This is a genomic window from Bremerella volcania, assembly GCF_007748115.1.
Classification (GTDB): Bacteria; Planctomycetota; Planctomycetia; order Pirellulales; family Pirellulaceae; genus Bremerella; species Bremerella volcania.
The window spans coordinates 5,400,871-5,420,013 of the sequence record NZ_CP036289.1 but is presented as its reverse complement, the minus strand read 5'-3'; the positions used below and the strand labels follow the sequence as shown (position 1 = coordinate 5,420,013).

Here is a 19,143-nt window from a genome sequence, read left to right as displayed (position 1 = left end):
TTGGCGGAAGGATGTGCCTAACTCGCACTTGATACTTGCTTTATGGCATGTTGCTAGGCGTTTTGCCGTGAACAGGCACGTATCGATAAGCTTCGCTTTTGTGGGCGGTCTACTACGATCGGCGATTCACTTGGCATGAAATCAGCGAAGAGACCATGGTTTGGACTTGCCAACGGCAGATAGTTTGGCAAAATAACCAGTTTCCAAAATTACGAAGTTGGTCTCCAGGGAACTCCTGGTTCCTTCGCCGGATCACTTTTAATTCATAACAGCCGACCAGACTCACCTTTTGCCCGGTCGCCCCCTAGACAACACTTACTGACTGCGGAACAAGTTTTCATGGCCGAAACACTCAAAGCCACGAAGCGCGAAAAGACCGGCAAGATAGCCAATCGCAACCTGCGTCGCGACGGGAAGATTCCCGCCGTACTATACGGTGACGGCAAAGACGTGGTGCATTTGGAATTGTGCGCTGAACAATTCGACTCGATTGTTCGCCATGGTGTGAAGAACATTACCCTGGAAGGGGACGTGTCCGAGAGCGTCGTGATGCGAGAGGTCCAGTGGGACACTTTCGGCACCGAAGTTCTCCACGTCGACTTCTTCCGCGCCGGTAAATAAGGCGGCGGATTGCCTCGTGCGTTGTGCTGACTGGATACGATGAAACTCGTTGTCGGGCTCGGAAATCCAGGGAAAAAGTACGAAGGTACGCGGCATAACGTCGGCTTCGACGTGCTGGAGACGTTGTCCAAGCGACACGCGGCCTCGCCGCCTAAGTCGAAGTTCAACGGTCAACTGACGGAGGTGGGGGTGCGTGGCGAAAAGCTGATGTTGCTTTGGCCGCACACTTTCATGAACAAGAGTGGAAACAGTGTTCGTCCGGCGTTCGATTTTTACAAATTGACGCTGGAAGACGTTTTGATCGTCTGCGATGATTTCAATCTTCCCCTGGCCAAGTTACGGCTTAAAGGGAAAGGTTCGGCAGGCGGGCAGAACGGATTGGCCGATGTGATTCAAAAGCTCGGCTCGGATGAGGTGCCTCGACTGCGTGTCGGAATTGGACCTCCCCGGGAAGGAGCGGATGTGGCTGGATATGTCTTGAGCAACTTCGCCAAGGCGGAAAAGCCAGAGATGGACGTATGCATCGAAAGGGCCGCTTCAGTCGTTGAAGACTGGGCCGCTTACGGACTGGTGCACACGATGAATCAATGCAACGGATAACAAATCAATTAATCATGTGGTTGGCTTATCGGCCCAGCAAGTTGCGGCCAGCCACTCACCGATCATTTTGACGTCGACATTCGAGGAGTAGAAACCTTGGCGGCTTACGTTTACGAAGGGATGTTCATTCTGGACTCCAATCGCTATGGAAAGGATCCCAGTGGGGTCTCCGGAAAAATCAACGCCCTGGTGGAAAAGCTGGGCGGCGAAATCCTGGTCAGCCGCATGTGGGCGGAACAACGCCTGGCGTACCCGATCGACGGGCATCGTCGTGGAACCTACTGGTTGACCTACTTCCGCTTGGACAGTTCCAAGATGGAAGAGTTGAACTACGCATGTAACATCAGCGACGACATGCTGCGTTACCTCTTCATCAAGCAAGATCCACGCCTGGTCGACATGCTGATCGCACACGCTGAAGGACACGAGTTCGCCGGCGATGACGATTCGGATGACACCGGCTCGGACGATGACGAAGAAGTTTCGTCGGAAGATGAAGAAGAAACGGTAGAAGCTGCCGACTAGTTCGTCGTCAGTGATCTGCGGTGAAGACTCAGTCGATTTTGATTTCCCCGGAAGGAGCGTCACGATGGCAAGTTTCAACCGAGTTATTCTGGTCGGGAACCTGACACGGGACATTGAAGTCCGCTATGTTTCCAACGGGGGACTGGCCGTTACCGAGCTGGGCTTGGCGGTGAACGATCGGCGAAAGAACCAAAGTGGCGAATGGGTCGATGAAACGACCTTTGTGGATGTGACCTTGTGGGGACGCACCGCGGAAATCGCCAGTGAATATTTGAGCAAGGGCTCGTCCGTGTTAATCGAAGGACGACTCAAGCTCGACACGTGGGAAACGGACGGACAGAAGCGATCCAAGCTTCGTGTGGTCGGCGAGAAGATGCAGATGCTCGGCGGACGCGAAGGGGGCGGCGGAGGAAGCCGCGGCGGATCGCGACCTCCCCAGCGTCAATCGCAGCCACAGGGTGGTGGCGGTCACAACCAGGGCGGGTCCAGCGACTACGATTCCTACGATGACGGCAGCTTCGGCGGACCTGGTTCGCAAGGGGCGGCCGACGACGACATTCCGTTTTAGTGGCTGGCGGTCGACCCAAGTCGACGTCACCGAGACATTCAGAACAAGATCGCCAAACCACTGGCTATTATTGGAAATAGTAAGACCATGCCAACTCGATCTGAAAAGCACAAAGCCCGTCCTTGGAAGCGTTTGCCAAAAGGCAAGCACGGCGGTATCGAACTGTTGTTGATCCAATCGGTGGATCACCTGGGCAAGCCTGGCGACGTTGTCGAAGTTCGCCCCGGTTATGCCAACAACTACCTGATCCCACAGGGGCTGGCGACCATCGCGACCACCCACCACAAGCGGATGGTCGAAAAGCACAAGGCCAAGCTGGCTGAGATCGAAAAGTCGCGTCTGGCTGGTCTGCGTGCCATCGCGGATCTGTTGAACCGCCAAAGTGTTACCATCGAAGCCAATGCCAACGACGAAGGTCACCTGTACGGTAGCGTCGGTCAGGCCGAAATCGTGGCTGCTTTGAAAGAACAGAACTTCACCGTGACCCCCGACCAGGTTCGCCTGCAAGGTCCGCTGAAGGAACTCGGTTTGTATACCGTCAAGATTCACCTTCATGCCGAAATCGAATCGGAATTGAAGGTTTGGGTTGTTCCGACCGTCTCCGGCGACTAGTTCGCCCCAGGCAGTCACGTGCGAAGTTCGCACTGAGTTTATTCGCACTGAGTTTAACTGTGCAAAGGTCCCCCGGTTCAGGCCCGGCAACGTTCTGAATCGCGGCAGGCTTAGCACGCTACGGCAGGCTCCTTGAGTCCCGTTCCCTTGGACTCGGAGCTTGCTGGTCTTAGTAAGTCGCACTCCCTTTTTTCCAACGGTGACGAAGCTCGGTCGGCTCTTTGGCGAGAACGCCGGCCTTGTTAGCTTCCCCAGCGGACAATCCAAAAAAACTCCTCGGCCTCCCCGAGGAGTTTTTTTGTGCATCACGTCCATTTTGTGATGCCCGTAAAACCGATCCCTAAATCTGCTCGCAGCGTTGTCCTGAGTGGGCTCCGTGGTAACATGGATTCCGAAGTCAGGCAGACGTAACCTCAACCTACGGATGGAGCACATCCTTGGCTACCGGCAGCAAATCCAAGAAGCGGCGATTCGACGATCGAGAAGAGGTAACGACTAACCTGCTCGATAACCAGCCGCCGTGCAGCATTGAGTCGGAACAGTGCGTGCTCGGCAGTATCATCCTGCTGCCCGACGTGCTAGACGACGTGATCATGATTCTGCGTCCCGAGGACTTCTACGACGAGGCGAACAAGAAGCTCTTCGAACACATGGTCGACCTGCACAACAGCGGTCGGAAGATCGATATCACGCTGCTTAGCGAACATCTGCGTGATGCCGGCGACTGGGAGTTCTGCGGTGGTGCCGCCTACCTGGCAACGGTTGCCCGCAGCGTTCCGCACGCGGCTCATGCGGTCAGCTATGCCGAGATCGTCCGCAAGAAGGCGACCAGCCGGAACCTGATCATCGCGGCGACCGACATCCTACAGGATGCCTACCAGGAAGCCGGCAAGCCGGAAGAATTGATCGGCCGGGCAGAACAGAAGATCTTCAGCATCCTCGACGGTCGCGACAGCCGCAGCATGGCCAGCATGCGCGAGATCGTGACCGAAGCCATGGAACGCATCGACGCTCGTCTTCGCGGCGAGGCGAACGAAGACGGCGTGCTGACGGGCTTCAACGATCTCGATGAAATGACGAGCGGTTTCCATGGCAGCCAACTGCTGATTCTGGCCGCTCGACCCGCCATGGGTAAGACGGCGTTCGCCATGAACATTGCCGAAAACATCGCCGTGCACGGCAAAGTACCCGTGCTGTTTGTCAGCTTGGAAATGGGATCGGTCGAACTTTGCGATCGTCTGCTGTGCAGCGTTGCTCGCGTGAACGGCCATCGTCTGCGAAACGGAACGCTCAGCAATGAAGACCGGGCTCGGTTGATCGAGAAGTCCTCGCTGGTCGGCGAAGCGCCCCTGTTTGTCGACGACTCTCCCAGCCGAACGGTGGCCGAAATTGCCGCATCAGCGCGGCGCATCATTCGTAATGAGAAACGTCTGGGCCTGATCGTGATCGATTACTTACAGTTAATCGAACCCGACAATGCCGACGATCCTCGACAGGAACAGGTGGCCAAGATTGCCCGGCGATTGAAGGGTTTGGCGCGTGAGATGAACGTGCCGATTCTGTGCCTGGCGCAGCTCAATCGTCAGGCCGAAGTTTCCAAAGACAACAAGCCGAAGTTGAGTCACCTCCGCGAATCGGGGGCCATCGAACAGGACGCCGACGTCGTGATGTTCGTGCACCGTGAAGAGTACTATCACCATGGCGAGGAACGCGAACAGTACGCCGGTCAGGCCGAAATCATCATCGGTAAGCAGCGAGCAGGCCCGGTGGGAGAAGTCAAACTGACCTGGCTCAAAGACTTCACGCGCTTCGAGAACGCGTTCGACCGCGAGCCGGATGACTTCTCGGCGTTCAACCAAGGAGGCGAGGGAGGCTTTTAGCCTTCCTCTTTTTTGGGAAAAACACCTACTATTTAAAAGGTATAATTCGAATGGCGGCCTGAGTCACGTTTCCGCCGGGCTGCTGTTTCCATGTGAAAAGGTGTAGAGAACTCGCATGAGTCATCGCTACGGGGCGAAATTCATCGACGTCGAAGAGACGTGCCCCTACCTGCCCAACCGGCTGGCGGTGCTCCCGTTCTATCTGACCGACTTTCGTGCCGAGCCGGAAGCATTCGATCAGGCGCTGGCCGAAGGGGTTCGGCGCTCCGGCATCTTCATCTACCACACGCAGTGCCCTGGCTGTTGTGCCTGCGAGCCGATCCGTATCCCCGTCGAAGATTTCGAGCCCCGTCGGCGTCATCGCCGAGTTTTGAAGAAGGCCGAGGCGGAACTTCGCGTTGAGATCGGCGAGCCGATTATCGATCGCAAGCGGGTTGAACTCTACAACAAGCACAAAGTCGGACGAGGACTCGGCGAGCCTGGCAGCGAAATTGACCTGCGAAGCTTGAAAGAGTTCATCGGCATTACTTGCTGCGACAGCCGAGAATTCCGCTACTATCGCGGCGATGACCTGGTGGGTGTCGCCATCGCCGACGTCGGCCGCCAGGCCATGTCGGCCGTCTACTGCTATTTCGACTCCGAATTGAGCGAATTGGGGATCGGCAATTTCTCGGTACTCAAACAGATCGAAGCTTGCCGCGCGTGGGGTCTGAAGTATTTGTATCTCGGCTTCTACGTCGCCGGAAACGCCCACATGAAGTACAAGGCCAGCTATTTGCCGCACGAACGACGGATCGATGGAGTTTGGCAGCGTTTTGAATAGCGAACCAAAGACAGTCAGTGAAAGCGATTTGACCAGGCCAATTCCAGGCACGCCGCCGTTTTCATTGGCGACACTGATGGTCTGGGTTACCTTCTTGTCCCTTTCTTTCTGTGCCTGGATGACTTTCCTGAATGGTTTCGGATTGAACGCTACGGGAAAGCTCGATTGGTTTTCGATTCGATTCTATGGCACCAGTGCCGTCGGGCTGGGAACTGGAATCACAACAATTGTTTTGATGGTTCTCTGGCGTTCTCGCGGCATGGCTTGGTCATGGCAACCAGGGCACGTCATGTTGCTTTGGATCGGTTACTATGAACTAGCTACCATTTCGGCGGTGGCAGTAGATGTTACGACGCACGATCCGTCGATGGGATATGATCCGTTTCGTCAACGTATCTATGAGGTCGAGGGACTCGTTCAGCACTGCGGCGTCATTCTGATTCTTGTCGTTTGCTTGAGCCTACTTCGCTTCTCGCGTTTGTGGAGAGTCGTATTCGGCTTGGTAATATTTCTGAATCTCCTGATTCTCGCCCTGATGAATCCTTTGCAATTGCCTATGGGGCAGTTCATCTCCTTCGAGATGCTTCGTCGTTCGGCCAACGTAATGAGGATCGTTGTGTTCGGCATGGTTCCCTTACTAGCCTTGTGGGAACTCGTTCAACGCGAGCAACGTGACTGGCTTCACTGGGTTGGCATTGTCATATTGCTGCTGCACTACGCGAAGTGGATGAATTACCTCGCTGGGTTCTAGACGCAGAAGCCGACGTGATGCAAAGTAGTCCGTGCTGATTTGGATCCGCGGTGCGAATTGAACTACAATAGTCAAGCTTCTTATTTCCTGCCTCCCAACCCTGCCGGTGCCATGAACCAACTTTCCTCAATGTCTTGTGCTATCTTGTGCATCGCGATTCTTGGCACCTCAGGAAGTACACTTCAGGCGGAAACGAAATCAGCCGACGTGATCGTCTACGGCTCGACGCCAGGCGGTTTTTGTGCGGCGATTGCGGCCGCGAGGGAAGGGGCTTCAGTGATCCTATTGGAACCGACCTCGCATGTTGGCGGCGTGAATACAGGTGGATTGAGCTTCAGCGACTCGAACCAAACCGTGCGTTCAACCGTGATGGGGCTGTTCGACGAATGGCATCGGCGGATTGAAGCCGATTACCAAGCTCGTGGCGTTTCGCTTCCGTATGTCGTCAGCGTGAAGGACAACGCCAAGTGGACCTACGAGCCGCACGTCGCGATGCGCGTCACGATGGCGATGCTCACCGAAGCTGGTGTTGAGGTTCTACCAGAGCACGTGCTGCAGTCGGCAAAGATGAACGGGAAAACCATCGAGCAACTCGTCACCAACCAGGGAGCCTTCCAGGCAAAAACGTATGTCGACGCCACTTACGAAGGAGACTTGCTGGCGGCGGCGAACGTCAGCTGGACGATCGGACGCGAAGCAAAGGCAGAGTACGGTGAGTCACTCGCCGGAAAGCGTTATCCGAAGGGAAAGATGAAAATTGACGGCTTCGATGCCGATGGAAATTTGCTTCCACTGATAACAACAGCTGAGCCAGGAGAAGAAGCGGAAGGGGATGGCCTGGTAATGGTCTATAGCTTTCGGCTGTGCTTGACTGCCGAGGCTGGCAATCGCGTGCCGATGCCGAAGCCTGATCATTATGATCCGGCTCGGTTTGAAGCGATCCGACGCTACATCGCTTCCGGCGGTCGCAGCTATGGGATCGATCTTTATCCGTTACCGGGCAAGAAGTTCGATGGCAATAATTCGATCGGCGGGCAGTTCTCGTTGGGGCTCGTCGGGGCATGTAACGGTTGGAGTGAAGCCGGTCAGGCCGGGCGTGACAAGATTTTCGAGCAGCACAAACAGTACACGCTTGAGTTCTATCACTTTCTGACCACCGACCCAGCGGTGCCGAAGGATGTTCGGGACAAATATTCGCGGCTCGGTTTATGTAGAGACGAGTTCGCTGCGACCGATCACTTTCCGCCTCAGTTGTATGTCCGTGAAGGACGGCGCATGCAGGGGATGTACGTCGTCAGTCAGAAGGACATTTTAGAGTCGCCGGAGAAGGAAGATCCGATCGCGGTATCGTCCTTCCCAATCGATTCTCATGATTGTCGGCGTGTGGCTTTTTCCGATGGAACGGTTGCCGACGAAGGAACGATCTTTCCGGTTCGCATCCCCGGCCGACCGCACGGATACGCGTATCACATTCCTTATCGTTCGATCGTGCCAAAACCCAGTGAGTGCGATAACTTGCTGGTCCCGGTGGCCATGTCGTGCACGCACGTGGGCATTTCTTCGATTCGGGTCGAGCCTACCTGGATGATTATCGGGCAGAGTGCTGGCATTGCTGCCGCGATGGCGGCGAAACAAGGGAAGGGAGTGCAATCGCTTTCCTATCCTGAGCTTCGTGAACGACTGCTGGCTCAAGGGCAAGTCCTGGAGTTACCAGAGCTGCCCGAACTTACTCGCTCGCCGGTTGCCAGTAGCATCGCATCGAAGAGCTTGCCAGGCATCGTGCTGGACGACTCCGCCGCTAAGTTAGAAGGAACGTGGGCCAGTTCATCGAACTTCAAGCCCTGCATCGATGGCAGCTATCGGCACGACGAAGCCAAAGGGGACGGTACCGCGACGGCAACGTTCGAGTTTAAAGTCCCCCAGGGTGGTAAGTACGAGGTCCGCATGGCGTACTCAGCTCATCCTACCCGGGCCAAAAAGGTCCCGCTGACGCTGACAAGCGGCTCGAATACGGTCGAACTGACGGTCGATCAAACGATTCCACTGCCCAGTGGAGAAGCCTTCCGGAAGATCGGAAAGGTCAATCTTACGGCCGACGAGGTAGTGAAAATCGTGATCCAGAATAGAGATACGGATGGGTTCGTCATTCTGGACGCGATTCAACTTTTGCCAGTGAAGTAGTCTGAAGATGCCCACCCGCAGGCACCGCTAGCGTCACATTTTGCCTGAACCATAAACTTTTCCGATGCGTATCTCAGCTCAGCGTAACTCCTGGGCGATATTCGTCTTGCCAGGAGCCGAGCGTTTCAGTATTTCTCCACATTGCGTCCCACAACCTTGCGCGAAAGGGACGCGATGGTAGGCACGGAAGCCAGCCAGAGAAGTTGATAAAGGGATTTACCGCATGCAGTGGATACGCCACGGGCTGACGAGCGTCGTTGTATTGGCCGCGCTGAGTTATCTTGGCTTAGCAGCACATCAGGCCGCAGCACAGGACATTGTGCCGCAACTTACCGCTCCATCGCCGTTTACACCCAACGTTCCGACTCGCCCTTTGATCACGGGGATTCGCCTGCAGGGGAATGCCCAGACGGATGAGACGCGTATTCGTTCGATGATCAAGTCCCGCGTTGGTCGTGAGTTCGATCCGGAACAAATTCAATCTGACGTTCGCCGTTTGGCCGCATCGGGATTGTTTCGCGATGTTCAGATTCTGACCGACAAGTCGGCTGAAGGAATCTACGTGACGTTTCAGTTCGAGGAACGCCCGCGGATTGCCTACATCAAGTTTCTCGGCAACGAGTCGGTGCGCGACAAGACGCTGCTGAAAAAGTCGGAAATGAAGTTAGAGGGCACCCTCAACAAGTACGTCATCGAAGAAGCCCGACTGAAGCTAGAAGATTACTACCACACCCGTGGACATGGCAAAGCGACCGTGCAGGTCGTCGAAGGATTGAATCCAGAAGACAAGGGCGTGGCGTTCATGATCCATGAAGGTCCGCTGGCTCGAATTGGCAGCACGACCTTCGTGGGAAATTCGATTGCTTCTGATTCTCGTTTGAAAACGCAGATCAAAAGCAAGCCAGGCTGGTTCTATCTGATCAACGGCGAACTCGACAAGACACAGGTCGAACAGGACGTTGATGGCTTGACGGCTTACTATCGAAGTCTTGGGTTCTTCAAAGCACAGATCAATCGCATCATCGAGTACAGCGAAAACGGCAAATGGGCGTACGTCACGTTCGTCATTGATGAAGGGCCACGCTACGAAGTGAGAAACATCTCGTTCGTGGGACAAACTCGGTTCGATGCCGAGCAACTGTTCTCGCAGATCAAAATGGAACGCGGCGAATACTTCGACCAGAAGAAGATGACCGCTGACGTGCGAGCGATTTCCGATCTGTACGGCTCGCAGGGGTACATCCACGCGGACGTGAAAGCGGAACCACGCTTCTTGGAAACGCCGGGCACCTTGGACCTGGTATACGACATTCGGGAAGGGGATCAGTACCGAGTTGGTAATATCAACATCGAAATCTCCGGCGACTTTCCGCACACGAAGCATGCCGTGATTTTGAATCGCATGTCGCTGCAACCTGGCGACATCATCGACATCACGAAGATTCGCGACGACGAGCGCCGCATCAAGGCTTCGCAATTGTTCGTCAACGAACCGCATCGCGGCGTGACCCCTTCGATCACCGTTGCTCCACCTGAGTTGAGTGACGTCGAAACGCAGGTCGCCGAGCGTGGCGGCAGCCGGACCTATCGTGGTCAGAGCCCAGCTCAAAATTATCAGCCGCAGGCCTACCCGCCTCAACAATATGCCGGGCAGCCTGGCGGCTATCAAACGGCTCCACCGCAGCAAATGCCTCCTCAGCAGGCTGTGCCGCAGATGAGTCGCTATTCACAGCCTATTTATCGGGAAGCTGCCGCGCCCTCACCGCCGCGGCAATATCCTACTTCCGTTTATTCATCCGTGCCGAGCAACTAAGAAGCCTGGTTCAGCTCGATTTCCCCCCCGAGCGCCAACGCTGAATGAGGACCCCTAGGTGGACAGAAGCGGACAACTGCTGAAGATAACCCTCGCTTTGAGTCTCTTCGCTGGCACATTTGCCGGATGGAACTCGGCTTCGGCTCAGAATTGGACTGGCGGAAGCTACGGGCAACAAGCGGCTCCCAACTGGAATGTGCAGGGACGCGACAATCAAGGTTATCCTGGAAGCGCACAGAATTGGGATTCGTACGATCGCACAGCGTACGAATCGTCCCCCGGCAATCCCAACCAATACCGTGGCGGCATGCCAGCCTCGGGTGCTCCGATTGGCAGCTACGATCCCTATCAGCAGTACCAGCAGCCGGTTCAGCCGGTGCAGTACCAGCAGGGTTATCCTTCGCCGTCGAATCCCGAGACCGGTATGTATAGCCAAGATGCCGCAGGGTATCCCTATGGCAGCCCACCGATTCCGGCACCGGTTACCGGGCCACTGAATCCTTATGGTTACCCACCCAATAATGGTCGTCCACTGGGTGGTGCTCGTATCTATGATCCTCCCCTGGGCCCCGATGCGATTATTTCACCGAACCCGTACTACGATCCTGGCCGTACGGCCGACCTGACGATTCGTGCGGAAGAAGCTCAAACCGGGCGATTCCAGTTTGGCGTGGGCATCAACTCCGATGCCGGCGTGACGGGTTCGATCGTGATCGACGAACGGAACTTCGACTGGCGGAGATATCCGTCCAGCTTCGATGACGTCTGGAATGGCCGCGCATGGCGCGGGGCAGGGCAGGGGTTCCGAATCGAAGCCATGCCGGGTACCCAGGTGCAGCGGTACATGGTCAGCTTCAGCGAACCGTACTTGTTTGATACCCGCGTGAGCCTGAACTTGAGTGGCTACTTCTTCAACCGTATCTACCGCGACTGGGACGAACAGCGCGTCGGTGGCCGTGTTGGTTTGGGCTACCGTTTGACGCCTGACCTTTCGACGGCCGTCAGTTTGCGTATGGAAGACGTCGAGATCAGCGATCCTCGCGTGCCTGGGGTGCCTGAACTTGATGCAGTGCTTGGTCACAACGATCTTTACACCGGAAGTTGGAGCATCACGCACGATACGCGTGACCTGGCATTCGCCCCGACCGAAGGTCACTTGTTTGAAATCAACCTGGAACAGGCATTCGGCGAGTACAGCTATTCGCGGGCTGAAGTCGACTTCCGGCAGTACTTCCTGCTGGGTGAACGCCCCGACGGTTCCGGGCGGCATACGTTGGGCTTCTCAACGCGAGCCGGTTTCTCAGGTGCTGATACGCCGATCTTCGAGAACTTCTACGCTGGTGGTTTCTCGACCTTGCGTGGTTTCGACTTCCGACGTGTTGGTCCGAAATCGGGTGACGTGTTTGTCGGTGGCCCGTTCCGCTTGCTGGGTTCGGTGGAATATATGTTCCCGATCACCGCCGACGACATGGTCAAAGGTGTGCTCTTCACCGACGTGGGTGCGGTGGAAGAATCGACCAAGATCGTGTGGGACGACTTCGACGTCGCCCCTGGTTTTGGTCTTCGCATCTCGGTGCCGGCGTTGGGTCAGGCTCCGATCGCGTTGGACTTCGCTTTCCCAATCAATCACGCCGATACCGACCAGACGCAGGTCTTCAGCTTCTTCGTTGGTGCGGCTCGCTAGTCGCTTAGCGAAACGTCCAATCGACGTAAGTGTTCTGATACCCGTGATGATAGCCTGCGGTTCGATAAGGCTGGCTCACGCCGAACCAGCCATACGAATAGCGGGTTTTCGGACGCGGCGTCAGGATGGGCGCAGCGGTCGATTCCGGTGCGATGATCCAGTATTGAGCTGGGCCGGCGGCCTCGGCGGATGATCCTATGGCGGTGCCTGCAAGCACGGCAAATGCCAGCATCCACTTTCGCATGCTTTTTCTCCCTGCGCGGAAATCCATTGTGTCGACTCTTCTATTGTCGACCGGTTGCCGGTGATAGCACGCAGAGAAAATTACCCCTCAAGTTCCATTCCCAGGGCGAAGATCTCTTCCGCATTCAAAACCAGATCGTTTCGGCTGAAGAGACGCTGAATGGCGGCCTTGTGAATGGCCATCTTGGCGCCGCCGACACCAATGGCGCCGTAGCAGATCTGACCGAGATTCTCGGCCGCTTTGTCTTGGAAGTCGATTCCCTCGATACCCAGTGGCGGGACGGCATTGAGGTCGATGGCGACCTTCAAATCCTTCGCGCTCTCGCGAACGGCAAAGGGGACCAAGGTCACTCCGGCAGCACCGGCAGAGATCAGGAGCTGTACCCCTTCGAGTGCCGCGGCGGTCGAGTCTCCATCGCTTACCGCGATGGGTTCCGGAGAACCAATTAAGACGTCATCGGCAATCTGTTTGGCAGCCGCTTGGGCCTTTTCTAAAGATCTTGATGCGAGCCGTACCTTGGCCCCTGCCCGAATCAAGAGTCGAGCGGCACGTTGGCCGACGGGGCCTGTGCCACCCAAGACCAGAGCCTGCGTCCCTTCGAGATCCAGATGGCGAGCACCGCAGATCACCGCGGCGGCGGCCGTGGTGTTGGCACCATTTCCGTCCATCATCACCGAGACACGCATGGGGCCAAAGAAGCTTTTGGTTACCGCGCCTAGCAACTCTTCCGCCTTGTCGACATTTGAACCACCCACGTAGATCGCTGAATGCTTCAGCTTACTGGGCGATCGAGTGAAGATGAGTCCATGCACAAGTCCCGTAACTTGATCAGGGGTGACTCCACCATGCCGGAACATGACCTCTGCTCCGGAGTCGACGGCGACGACCGAATCGAAGGTGCTCGGTTGGGTATCGGTATCTAGCTGAAGGAGAATGTTCTTCATGCGTAAGTTGCCTCACCGTTTGAGGTTTTAAGCGTGAATAGAATCCAGGTTCGTCACGGGCACGGTCGGATTACTTAGCCGAGCGATACGACGGCCGACGTGAATGACGATCGCGACATGAACGCCGACGGCGGCCAGCAAAGCGGCTGCGTTTGCTTGCCAACCCGCCTCCGCGCCGATGGTCGCGATGCACCATGTTCCCAGCGGCAGAAACAATACAGCTGCCGTAATAACACCAGGGTTGTATTCACGAAGTTTGATAGCCATTACCAAGTGGGGAACGGCATTGACCACGGCAAGGTAGCCGGCGGTAAGTCCTGCCCACGGAGCGATGGTCCAGGCCAAATAAAGTGCCAGCAGATCTACTCCCCAAACACCCAGGGAGTTGATCCAGAAGGTTGCCGCCGGTGTCAATGCTTCGCGACCGCCGCCGAGGGTTCGATTGATGTAAATGCGAAATCGGTCTCCGCGATGCTCTTCCCATTGATGAATCATGTAGATGGGAAGCTGAACAAACAATAGCGCGAATCCAAGTCCCATCGATTGATACACCATCGGCACGAACGCGAGGAGAAAACAGGAAGTGAACAAAGCAGCGGCAGGCCACTGCCAGTCACGAACAAGCCAACGCCACATCGTCTCTCTTCCCCATCATATCTGCGGTGCTTCTACGTAAAGAATCCGGTTTCCCAGAGATCTGGGATCATCGTCGTGTAGACCGAGATTAACGAATCTCATGACGATATCTCACCATACCTTACGGACGGGAAGTGAATCACGAGTTGGCGAGTTGACCCATGCTAGTGCGCCCAGTTGTTACGGTTGTGACGCTTGTTTTAGACTTTGCGAGTAACAGCCTTCCGCACACGGCATAAAAAAAGTCCCGGCGTGGTCTAAAAAGTAGCCTCGCGGGACTTGGACGACTGTGCCGAAGCTGGACACTTATTTAGAAACCGCGGAACGGGTGAGCCGCTTGTTCCTTGCCAGCGATCACTTCGTCGGCGGTTGGCTTGCCAGCCATGGCGTTCTTGATCGACTGCAGGGTCGCTTCGTAGTTGTAATCGTAGATCTTTTTGTCGTCCTGGGCTTCCCAGTGGATGAAGACGCCACAGACGATCACCAGATCTTCGCACTGATCCTTCGGGATGACGCCTTGCTCGACTGCGTCGGCAACTGCTTTAGCGACGGCAGCTTGGGCTGGACCGAACATCTGAACGGCTTGCTTCGAATTCTTGATGGTGACCTTGGTGATGGTCACGGTCGCTGGCTTAACGGCCAGGTTGGGGGTCAAAACGGCCAACAGGTTGGAGTGACCGGCGGTTTGATTGACCAGGGCCGAAGCGAAAGCGTGACCAACAGGGCCATCCTTGGAACCGATCATCAGATCGATATGCGCGACTTCGTTACCATCGCCAGCGAGGGCTTCTCCGATATACATCGACATCCGGGATTCTCCGTGCGGGAACTAAGAGGATACGGGGTGACGCCCGCGTCGACTTTCTTGTGTAGATGTCGGTGCGCAGGCCTGTGGGTATTGTCCAATTTAACGAGGCCCAAGACGCATCGAAAGCCCCGGCAAGCCAAGGGTCGAAAAGACTTTGAGCCAGCTGACAGTCAAGACGATAGCAGACTGTGCCCGAATTGCAAGTAGTGGTGGGTACCGAGGTTTGGGCATGCCGCGGGTAGAAATTGGAGGGGAGTTTGAAGTTTTCAGCGTTCAGTTTTCCGTTGAGAAGAACGAGTCGTTGGCTTTTGGTGAATTAGGTGCCTTCTGATGTATGCCCGGGGGAAGGCGATAGGTCCATATTACGGAGCGGAAGCTTCTCCGGACTGAAAACTGAACGCTGAAAACTTCCAACTATGAAGCCTTCGGCTTCGAAAGGAGAAGAGGCCGTCGCGCGGGCAGCGGTGCACGACGGCCTCTGGCGGGAAGAGTCGGTTTCCCTGCGGTGGTCTTACTGAACCAGTCGCAGTGGGCGGTAGCCGGCAATTTGCTGGAAGACTTCGGTCAGTTCTTCCGCGTATTCATCGCCAGTCTTGCCACCGGGAATGTTGAAGTGCGCGCCATTGGTGATGTCGGCGACTTGTTGCATGAGATCGGTGTCGGCACCAGCTCCCATGCTGATGGTAACGATCACATAACCTTTGTCGGCGGCGAGGTGAGCTTCGTTGATTACCGCGTCACGAGCGGCCGAAGTGTTCACACCGCCGTTATTCCAGTTGGCCACGCCATCGGTCATCAGGACCATCATCTTGTAGGCACCTGGTCGAGCGCGAGCGTCCAGTTCTTCACGAGCCACCGTCATGCCGCCTGCGATGTTGGTGTAGTTGTGGTAGTAGCCGGCCTGTCGCTGATTGGCTTGGGCCACGATGTAGCCGAAGTCGTCGCCAAGGGTCGACTCGAGGATCCCGTTACCACCGGGGCCGTTGTACATCGAGAGTCCCATCTGGTCGTCGGAGTCGGCCTGCTGGATGAAGTTGACGAACATGGCCACCGAAGACTTCAGGGCGGTGATCGGTTGAGCACTCGCTTTCCACATGTCAGTGGACTGTTCGTGAAGCGTTCGCTGCTCGAGCAGGTAGACAATGAAGTTCTGGTAGCCGAACTTGTAGCGGAAGCCCGCGTTCTTGTTCTGGCCATTGCTGGAGGTGCAGTAGTTGATATAGCTATCCCAGTTGCCGCTGTACGGATAGGCAACCGTATCGAGTCCCAGGGCCGTGATAAACGTGTCCCGGTTAGTGAAGTCGAAGTAATGAACCTGGTCCGATCCGTCGGCGTTCTTGCCGCTGTAGGCCCAGACTTCACGAACCTGACCGCCAGGCGTATAGGTGCCGGTGGTGCCGCTGGGGTAGTACGTAATGACGTCCCCATTTTGCCGACGAACACGAATCCGATCGTACGACTTCGTCGAGCTGACGACGACCGTGCTGTATTGATATTCGACGGTAACTTGGGCTTGGGCGTCGATCTCTGGAGCGGGACCTTTGGCGACGGCCCACTTGGGTTCAAACTCCAGGTTGCCGTAGATAGGTGAACCTAGCTCTTCATACATCTGAAGTTGATTCGCCGTGACGTGAGCGACGCCTAGCTTATTGAAAGCATTGAACTCGCTGTCGTCATTCATCGAACCGGACAAATCCAACACCACCATGATGTCGCGTGGCTGATAGGCGGCCGCACTATTAGCTTGAATGCTGAAGGTATCACGGCCGAGCAAATGCCCGAAGAAGAAGGGCATGTTGTCGTATCGCATGCTCACCTTAACGGTCGAGGCAGGGCGAGTGGATGGAATCACCTCTTGCGTGTCGCCGTCCCATTCCCCGAAGTTGACCTCAAGCCCTTGAGCATAGTGGTCCATGAAGTGGGCAACACTTTCCTCGACCGGCTGGTTGTCGTATTCTTTCCACTGAGTACCAACCGGATTACGAACAAGGTACTCGTGAATGGCGTCGGTGGCGGCGTCTTCGCCGTCGATCAGCGAGCCGGCACCGGCCAGGGTGGCCGCGTCGACGCTGCGCTGCAATTGCGATTGCATGGTGTACATGTAGCCGACGTCAATGCTGAATGCGAGCATTGCCATCATGACAATCATGAGTACCGCGGATAGCACGACAATGATGCCGCGTTTTGGGTGCGATCCTACGTAAGACATTTCCTCGTCGGGGGAAGTAGATCGGCGAAGCATAAACTCTCTCCTGGGATTTGGAAGAAGTTTGTTGGATCGCGGCGAGCCGAAGGGAATTCGTGCTGGCGTGCTCGAGGCAACCCAACTATTTAAAAGGGTCTGAAACGAGATTTAGGGAGTTCGCTTCCATCTGACCAATGATGCTTTTTCGCAACATGTGCTGATCAGCTTTCTGCGGTAAACCTCTCTGAAGGAGAGAGATGACGAGTGTCCTTGCTAATTAAAAACGTAGGTTACGCCTGATCGCGAGGCGGGAAAAACCTTCCAGATTGCGCGGAATGTGGACACGAACGTGAGTAAAGCATGGGAAAGCGAATCGGATTGATCGGCGCCAGTTGCCGGGCCATGGCCGCATCGCTCGTACGTGGCGGGTTTTCGGTCGTCGCGGCGGACATGTTTGCCGACTACGACCTGGGGCAGATCGGCGAGGTCAGGGCGTTGCGCAATTACCCCTGGTCGGCCCGGCGATGGCTTCGGGATACGGATGTGGATGCCTGGTGCTACACGGGAGGCCTCGAGAACTATCCCCGGCTAATCGAACGCATGGCCAGGGAGAAACGGTTGTTGGGCAATTCGCCAGAAACGCTGAGAATGGTCCGCGATCCATTCTGGCTTGCCGGCCTGGCGAAACGACATGGATTTGAATTCCCGGAAACGCACCGCATTCACGATCCGGCCTACAATCCGATCGATCCTCAGCCCAGCGACCAGTGGCTGCTCAAACCGTATCGTTCGGCCGGTGGTTTGAATATTGAAAGGGTGAGTACCTTGCCGAAGTCGGCGCACCGCTTCTACCTTCAGCGGAAGTTATCCGGGGTGCCGATGTCAGCCGTGGTGTTGTCAACCATGCAGGGATGCCAAATCGTGGGAGTCAATCGGCTTCATATAGGACCTCAGTATGGGGCCCCTTTGCCGTATCTCTTTGCGGGTGCCGTTTCCCTGTGTGTGCCGGAAACAAACTCGCTTGAGCCCATCGTGAATGCCATTCATGAGGAAGCCGGGATGATAGGACTCTGGGGAATCGACTTTCTGCAAACGGATCGACCAACGTTGCTGGAAGTCAATCCTCGTTGGACGGCGACCACGGCGCTGCATGAACGGATGCGCGAAAACCCCTTGATGCCGCGTCATGTGCAGGCCTGCCTTCAAGACGAAGTCAAACTCAGTCCGCGGTTCGCTTATTGGTCGAGTGGGGTCAGGATCGTTTACGCCTCCAAGCGGCTTGAGTTTACCGATCGGATGCTACGCGGCATTCACGCGGCGTTTTCTCTGACCGAAGAAAGTTATCTGACCAACCAAAAGATTGGTGACATTCCGATTCCGGGGACGACGATCGACGTCGGGAGCCCCGTTTGTACGTTGTACGTCGATGCCAAGAGCGAAGCGTTGGCCGAAGAAGCATTGCGAGTGAATCAGGAACTTTTGGAAGAGATCATTTACTCCGAGGGGTCGTCCTCGGGAGATTGCTGATTCTGTGCCAACTCTTCAGGGGTTGGTTTCCAGTTCTTACCGGCCAGGGTTGGCTCGTAGTCAGTTTGGTCGGCGAGTTGGGCGATCGCTTTCACCGCGGCAACGATCATTGCCTGGTCGGATTCAAAGTCATTGGGGTAAATCAACTCGCCAACGGTGATCGTAACCTGGGCGGGCATGAAGAAGGGGCTGGTTACCGTCTTGTTGTACGGGGCCCCTTCGATGTAGACGGGAAGGATCGGTACGTTTGCTCTGCGAGCCAGCAGGGCGGCGCCAGGTCGAACGGGCATCATGAACTGGTCCGAGGTATTGATTCGCCCTTCCGGCAGGACCCCGACCCACTTTCCTTCTTGGAGCAGTTTTACGGCTTCGCGAACCGATGCATTGTCGATTCCCCCGCGACGTGTGGGGATGGCGCCGGTCTCGTTCAAAAACCAGCCGAAAAACCAGTTGGCAAAGAATTCCCGGGCCACGAACCAGCGGACTCTTCGTTTGGCTGCTAGATGGATGAAGAATGGGTCGACGCTACTGTGATGGTTCGCGACGATGACCGCGCCTTGGTCCCTCGATAGCGGGAGTCCGCAGGGGGCCTTAGTATGCCAAAGGAATCGCAATAAGATAAAAGCCGTGCGATCGAGAAGAAATTGGATTATGGTGTACTCTGTACGGCGAGCGAACAGCCAAAGCACGGTAATTACCACCAGAAAGGTGGATGCTACCAGGCCGAGTACCAACAAAACG

The 19,143-nt window shown here is 55.9% G+C and carries 18 protein-coding genes; 12 read left to right on the top strand and 6 right to left on the bottom strand.

The window, feature by feature from the left end:
* Positions 1-339 precede the first annotated feature (339 nt).
* From Pan97_RS21585 to Pan97_RS21535, 11 genes are all read left to right on the top strand, one after another.
* Complete coding sequence (locus Pan97_RS21585) at positions 340-621, top strand: hypothetical protein (protein WP_144976235.1); 282 nt, start codon at positions 340-342, stop codon at positions 619-621.
* Between the two features lie 39 nt (positions 622-660).
* Entirely contained in the window at positions 661-1,221 is a 561-nt protein-coding gene (gene pth, locus Pan97_RS21580) for an aminoacyl-tRNA hydrolase (RefSeq protein WP_144976234.1), read from the top strand.
* 96 nt (positions 1,222-1,317) lie between these two features.
* Positions 1,318-1,746, top strand: a complete 429-nt coding sequence (gene rpsF / locus Pan97_RS21575) for a 30S ribosomal protein S6 (protein ID WP_144976232.1) — start codon at positions 1,318-1,320, stop codon at positions 1,744-1,746.
* 64 nt (positions 1,747-1,810) lie between these two features.
* Complete coding sequence (ssb, locus tag Pan97_RS21570) at positions 1,811-2,314, top strand: single-stranded DNA-binding protein (protein WP_144976230.1); 504 nt, start codon at positions 1,811-1,813, stop codon at positions 2,312-2,314.
* An 87-nt stretch (positions 2,315-2,401) separates the two neighbouring features.
* Positions 2,402-2,926 (top strand): 50S ribosomal protein L9, encoded by a 525-nt coding sequence (gene rplI / locus Pan97_RS21565; protein ID WP_144976228.1) that lies wholly within the window; start codon positions 2,402-2,404, stop codon positions 2,924-2,926.
* 437 nt (positions 2,927-3,363) lie between these two features.
* Positions 3,364-4,806, top strand: coding sequence for a replicative DNA helicase (dnaB, locus tag Pan97_RS21560; protein WP_144976226.1), 1,443 nt, complete (start codon positions 3,364-3,366; stop codon positions 4,804-4,806).
* A 115-nt stretch (positions 4,807-4,921) separates the two neighbouring features.
* Positions 4,922-5,629: an arginyltransferase gene (locus tag Pan97_RS21555; RefSeq protein WP_144976225.1), complete on the top strand. Its 708-nt coding sequence runs from the start codon at positions 4,922-4,924 to the stop codon at positions 5,627-5,629.
* Between the two features lie 142 nt (positions 5,630-5,771).
* Positions 5,772-6,380: a hypothetical protein gene (locus tag Pan97_RS21550; RefSeq protein WP_165698902.1), complete on the top strand. Its 609-nt coding sequence runs from the start codon at positions 5,772-5,774 to the stop codon at positions 6,378-6,380.
* A 129-nt stretch (positions 6,381-6,509) separates the two neighbouring features.
* Positions 6,510-8,561 carry an FAD-dependent oxidoreductase gene (locus Pan97_RS21545; RefSeq protein ID WP_144976221.1) on the top strand — a complete coding sequence of 684 codons (2,052 nt, stop codon included), beginning with the start codon at positions 6,510-6,512 and terminating at the stop codon, positions 8,559-8,561.
* A gap of 223 nt (positions 8,562-8,784) precedes the next feature.
* A complete protein-coding gene (locus tag Pan97_RS21540; protein WP_144976219.1) occupies positions 8,785-10,374 on the top strand; it encodes a BamA/OMP85 family outer membrane protein in 1,590 nt (529 codons plus the stop codon).
* A gap of 58 nt (positions 10,375-10,432) precedes the next feature.
* Complete coding sequence (locus Pan97_RS21535; RefSeq protein WP_144976217.1) at positions 10,433-12,058, top strand: BamA/OMP85 family outer membrane protein; 1,626 nt, start codon at positions 10,433-10,435, stop codon at positions 12,056-12,058.
* 4 nt (positions 12,059-12,062) lie between these two features.
* On the opposite strand, the gene Pan97_RS21530 is transcribed toward Pan97_RS21535, so the two are convergent.
* From Pan97_RS21530 to Pan97_RS21510, 5 genes are all read right to left on the bottom strand, one after another.
* Positions 12,063-12,302, bottom strand: coding sequence for a hypothetical protein (locus tag Pan97_RS21530; RefSeq protein ID WP_144976215.1), 240 nt, complete (start codon positions 12,300-12,302; stop codon positions 12,063-12,065).
* An 80-nt stretch (positions 12,303-12,382) separates the two neighbouring features.
* Positions 12,383-13,246 (bottom strand): methylene-tetrahydromethanopterin dehydrogenase N-terminal domain-containing protein, encoded by an 864-nt coding sequence (locus Pan97_RS21525; protein ID WP_144976213.1) that lies wholly within the window; start codon positions 13,244-13,246, stop codon positions 12,383-12,385.
* A 27-nt stretch (positions 13,247-13,273) separates the two neighbouring features.
* Positions 13,274-13,882 (bottom strand): HXXEE domain-containing protein, encoded by a 609-nt coding sequence (locus tag Pan97_RS21520; protein ID WP_144976211.1) that lies wholly within the window; start codon positions 13,880-13,882, stop codon positions 13,274-13,276.
* A gap of 310 nt (positions 13,883-14,192) precedes the next feature.
* Positions 14,193-14,690, bottom strand: coding sequence for a formaldehyde-activating enzyme (gene fae, locus Pan97_RS21515; protein ID WP_105355673.1), 498 nt, complete (start codon positions 14,688-14,690; stop codon positions 14,193-14,195).
* Positions 14,691-15,201: 511 nt separating this feature from the next.
* A complete protein-coding gene (locus Pan97_RS21510; RefSeq protein WP_144976209.1) occupies positions 15,202-16,932 on the bottom strand; it encodes a VWA domain-containing protein in 1,731 nt (576 codons plus the stop codon).
* 303 nt (positions 16,933-17,235) lie between these two features.
* Between Pan97_RS21510 and Pan97_RS21505 the strand changes: the two genes are divergently transcribed.
* On the top strand, positions 17,236-18,402 hold the full coding sequence (locus Pan97_RS21505) for an ATP-grasp domain-containing protein (protein ID WP_144976207.1): 1,167 nt from the start codon (positions 17,236-17,238) through the stop codon (positions 18,400-18,402).
* Here the strand turns inward: Pan97_RS21505 and Pan97_RS21500 are convergent.
* On the bottom strand, positions 18,369-19,091 hold the full coding sequence (locus Pan97_RS21500; RefSeq protein WP_241676444.1) for a lysophospholipid acyltransferase family protein: 723 nt from the start codon (positions 19,089-19,091) through the stop codon (positions 18,369-18,371). The two genes, Pan97_RS21505 and Pan97_RS21500, sit on opposite strands and share 34 nt — an antisense overlap.
* Positions 19,092-19,143: the final 52 nt, after the last annotated feature.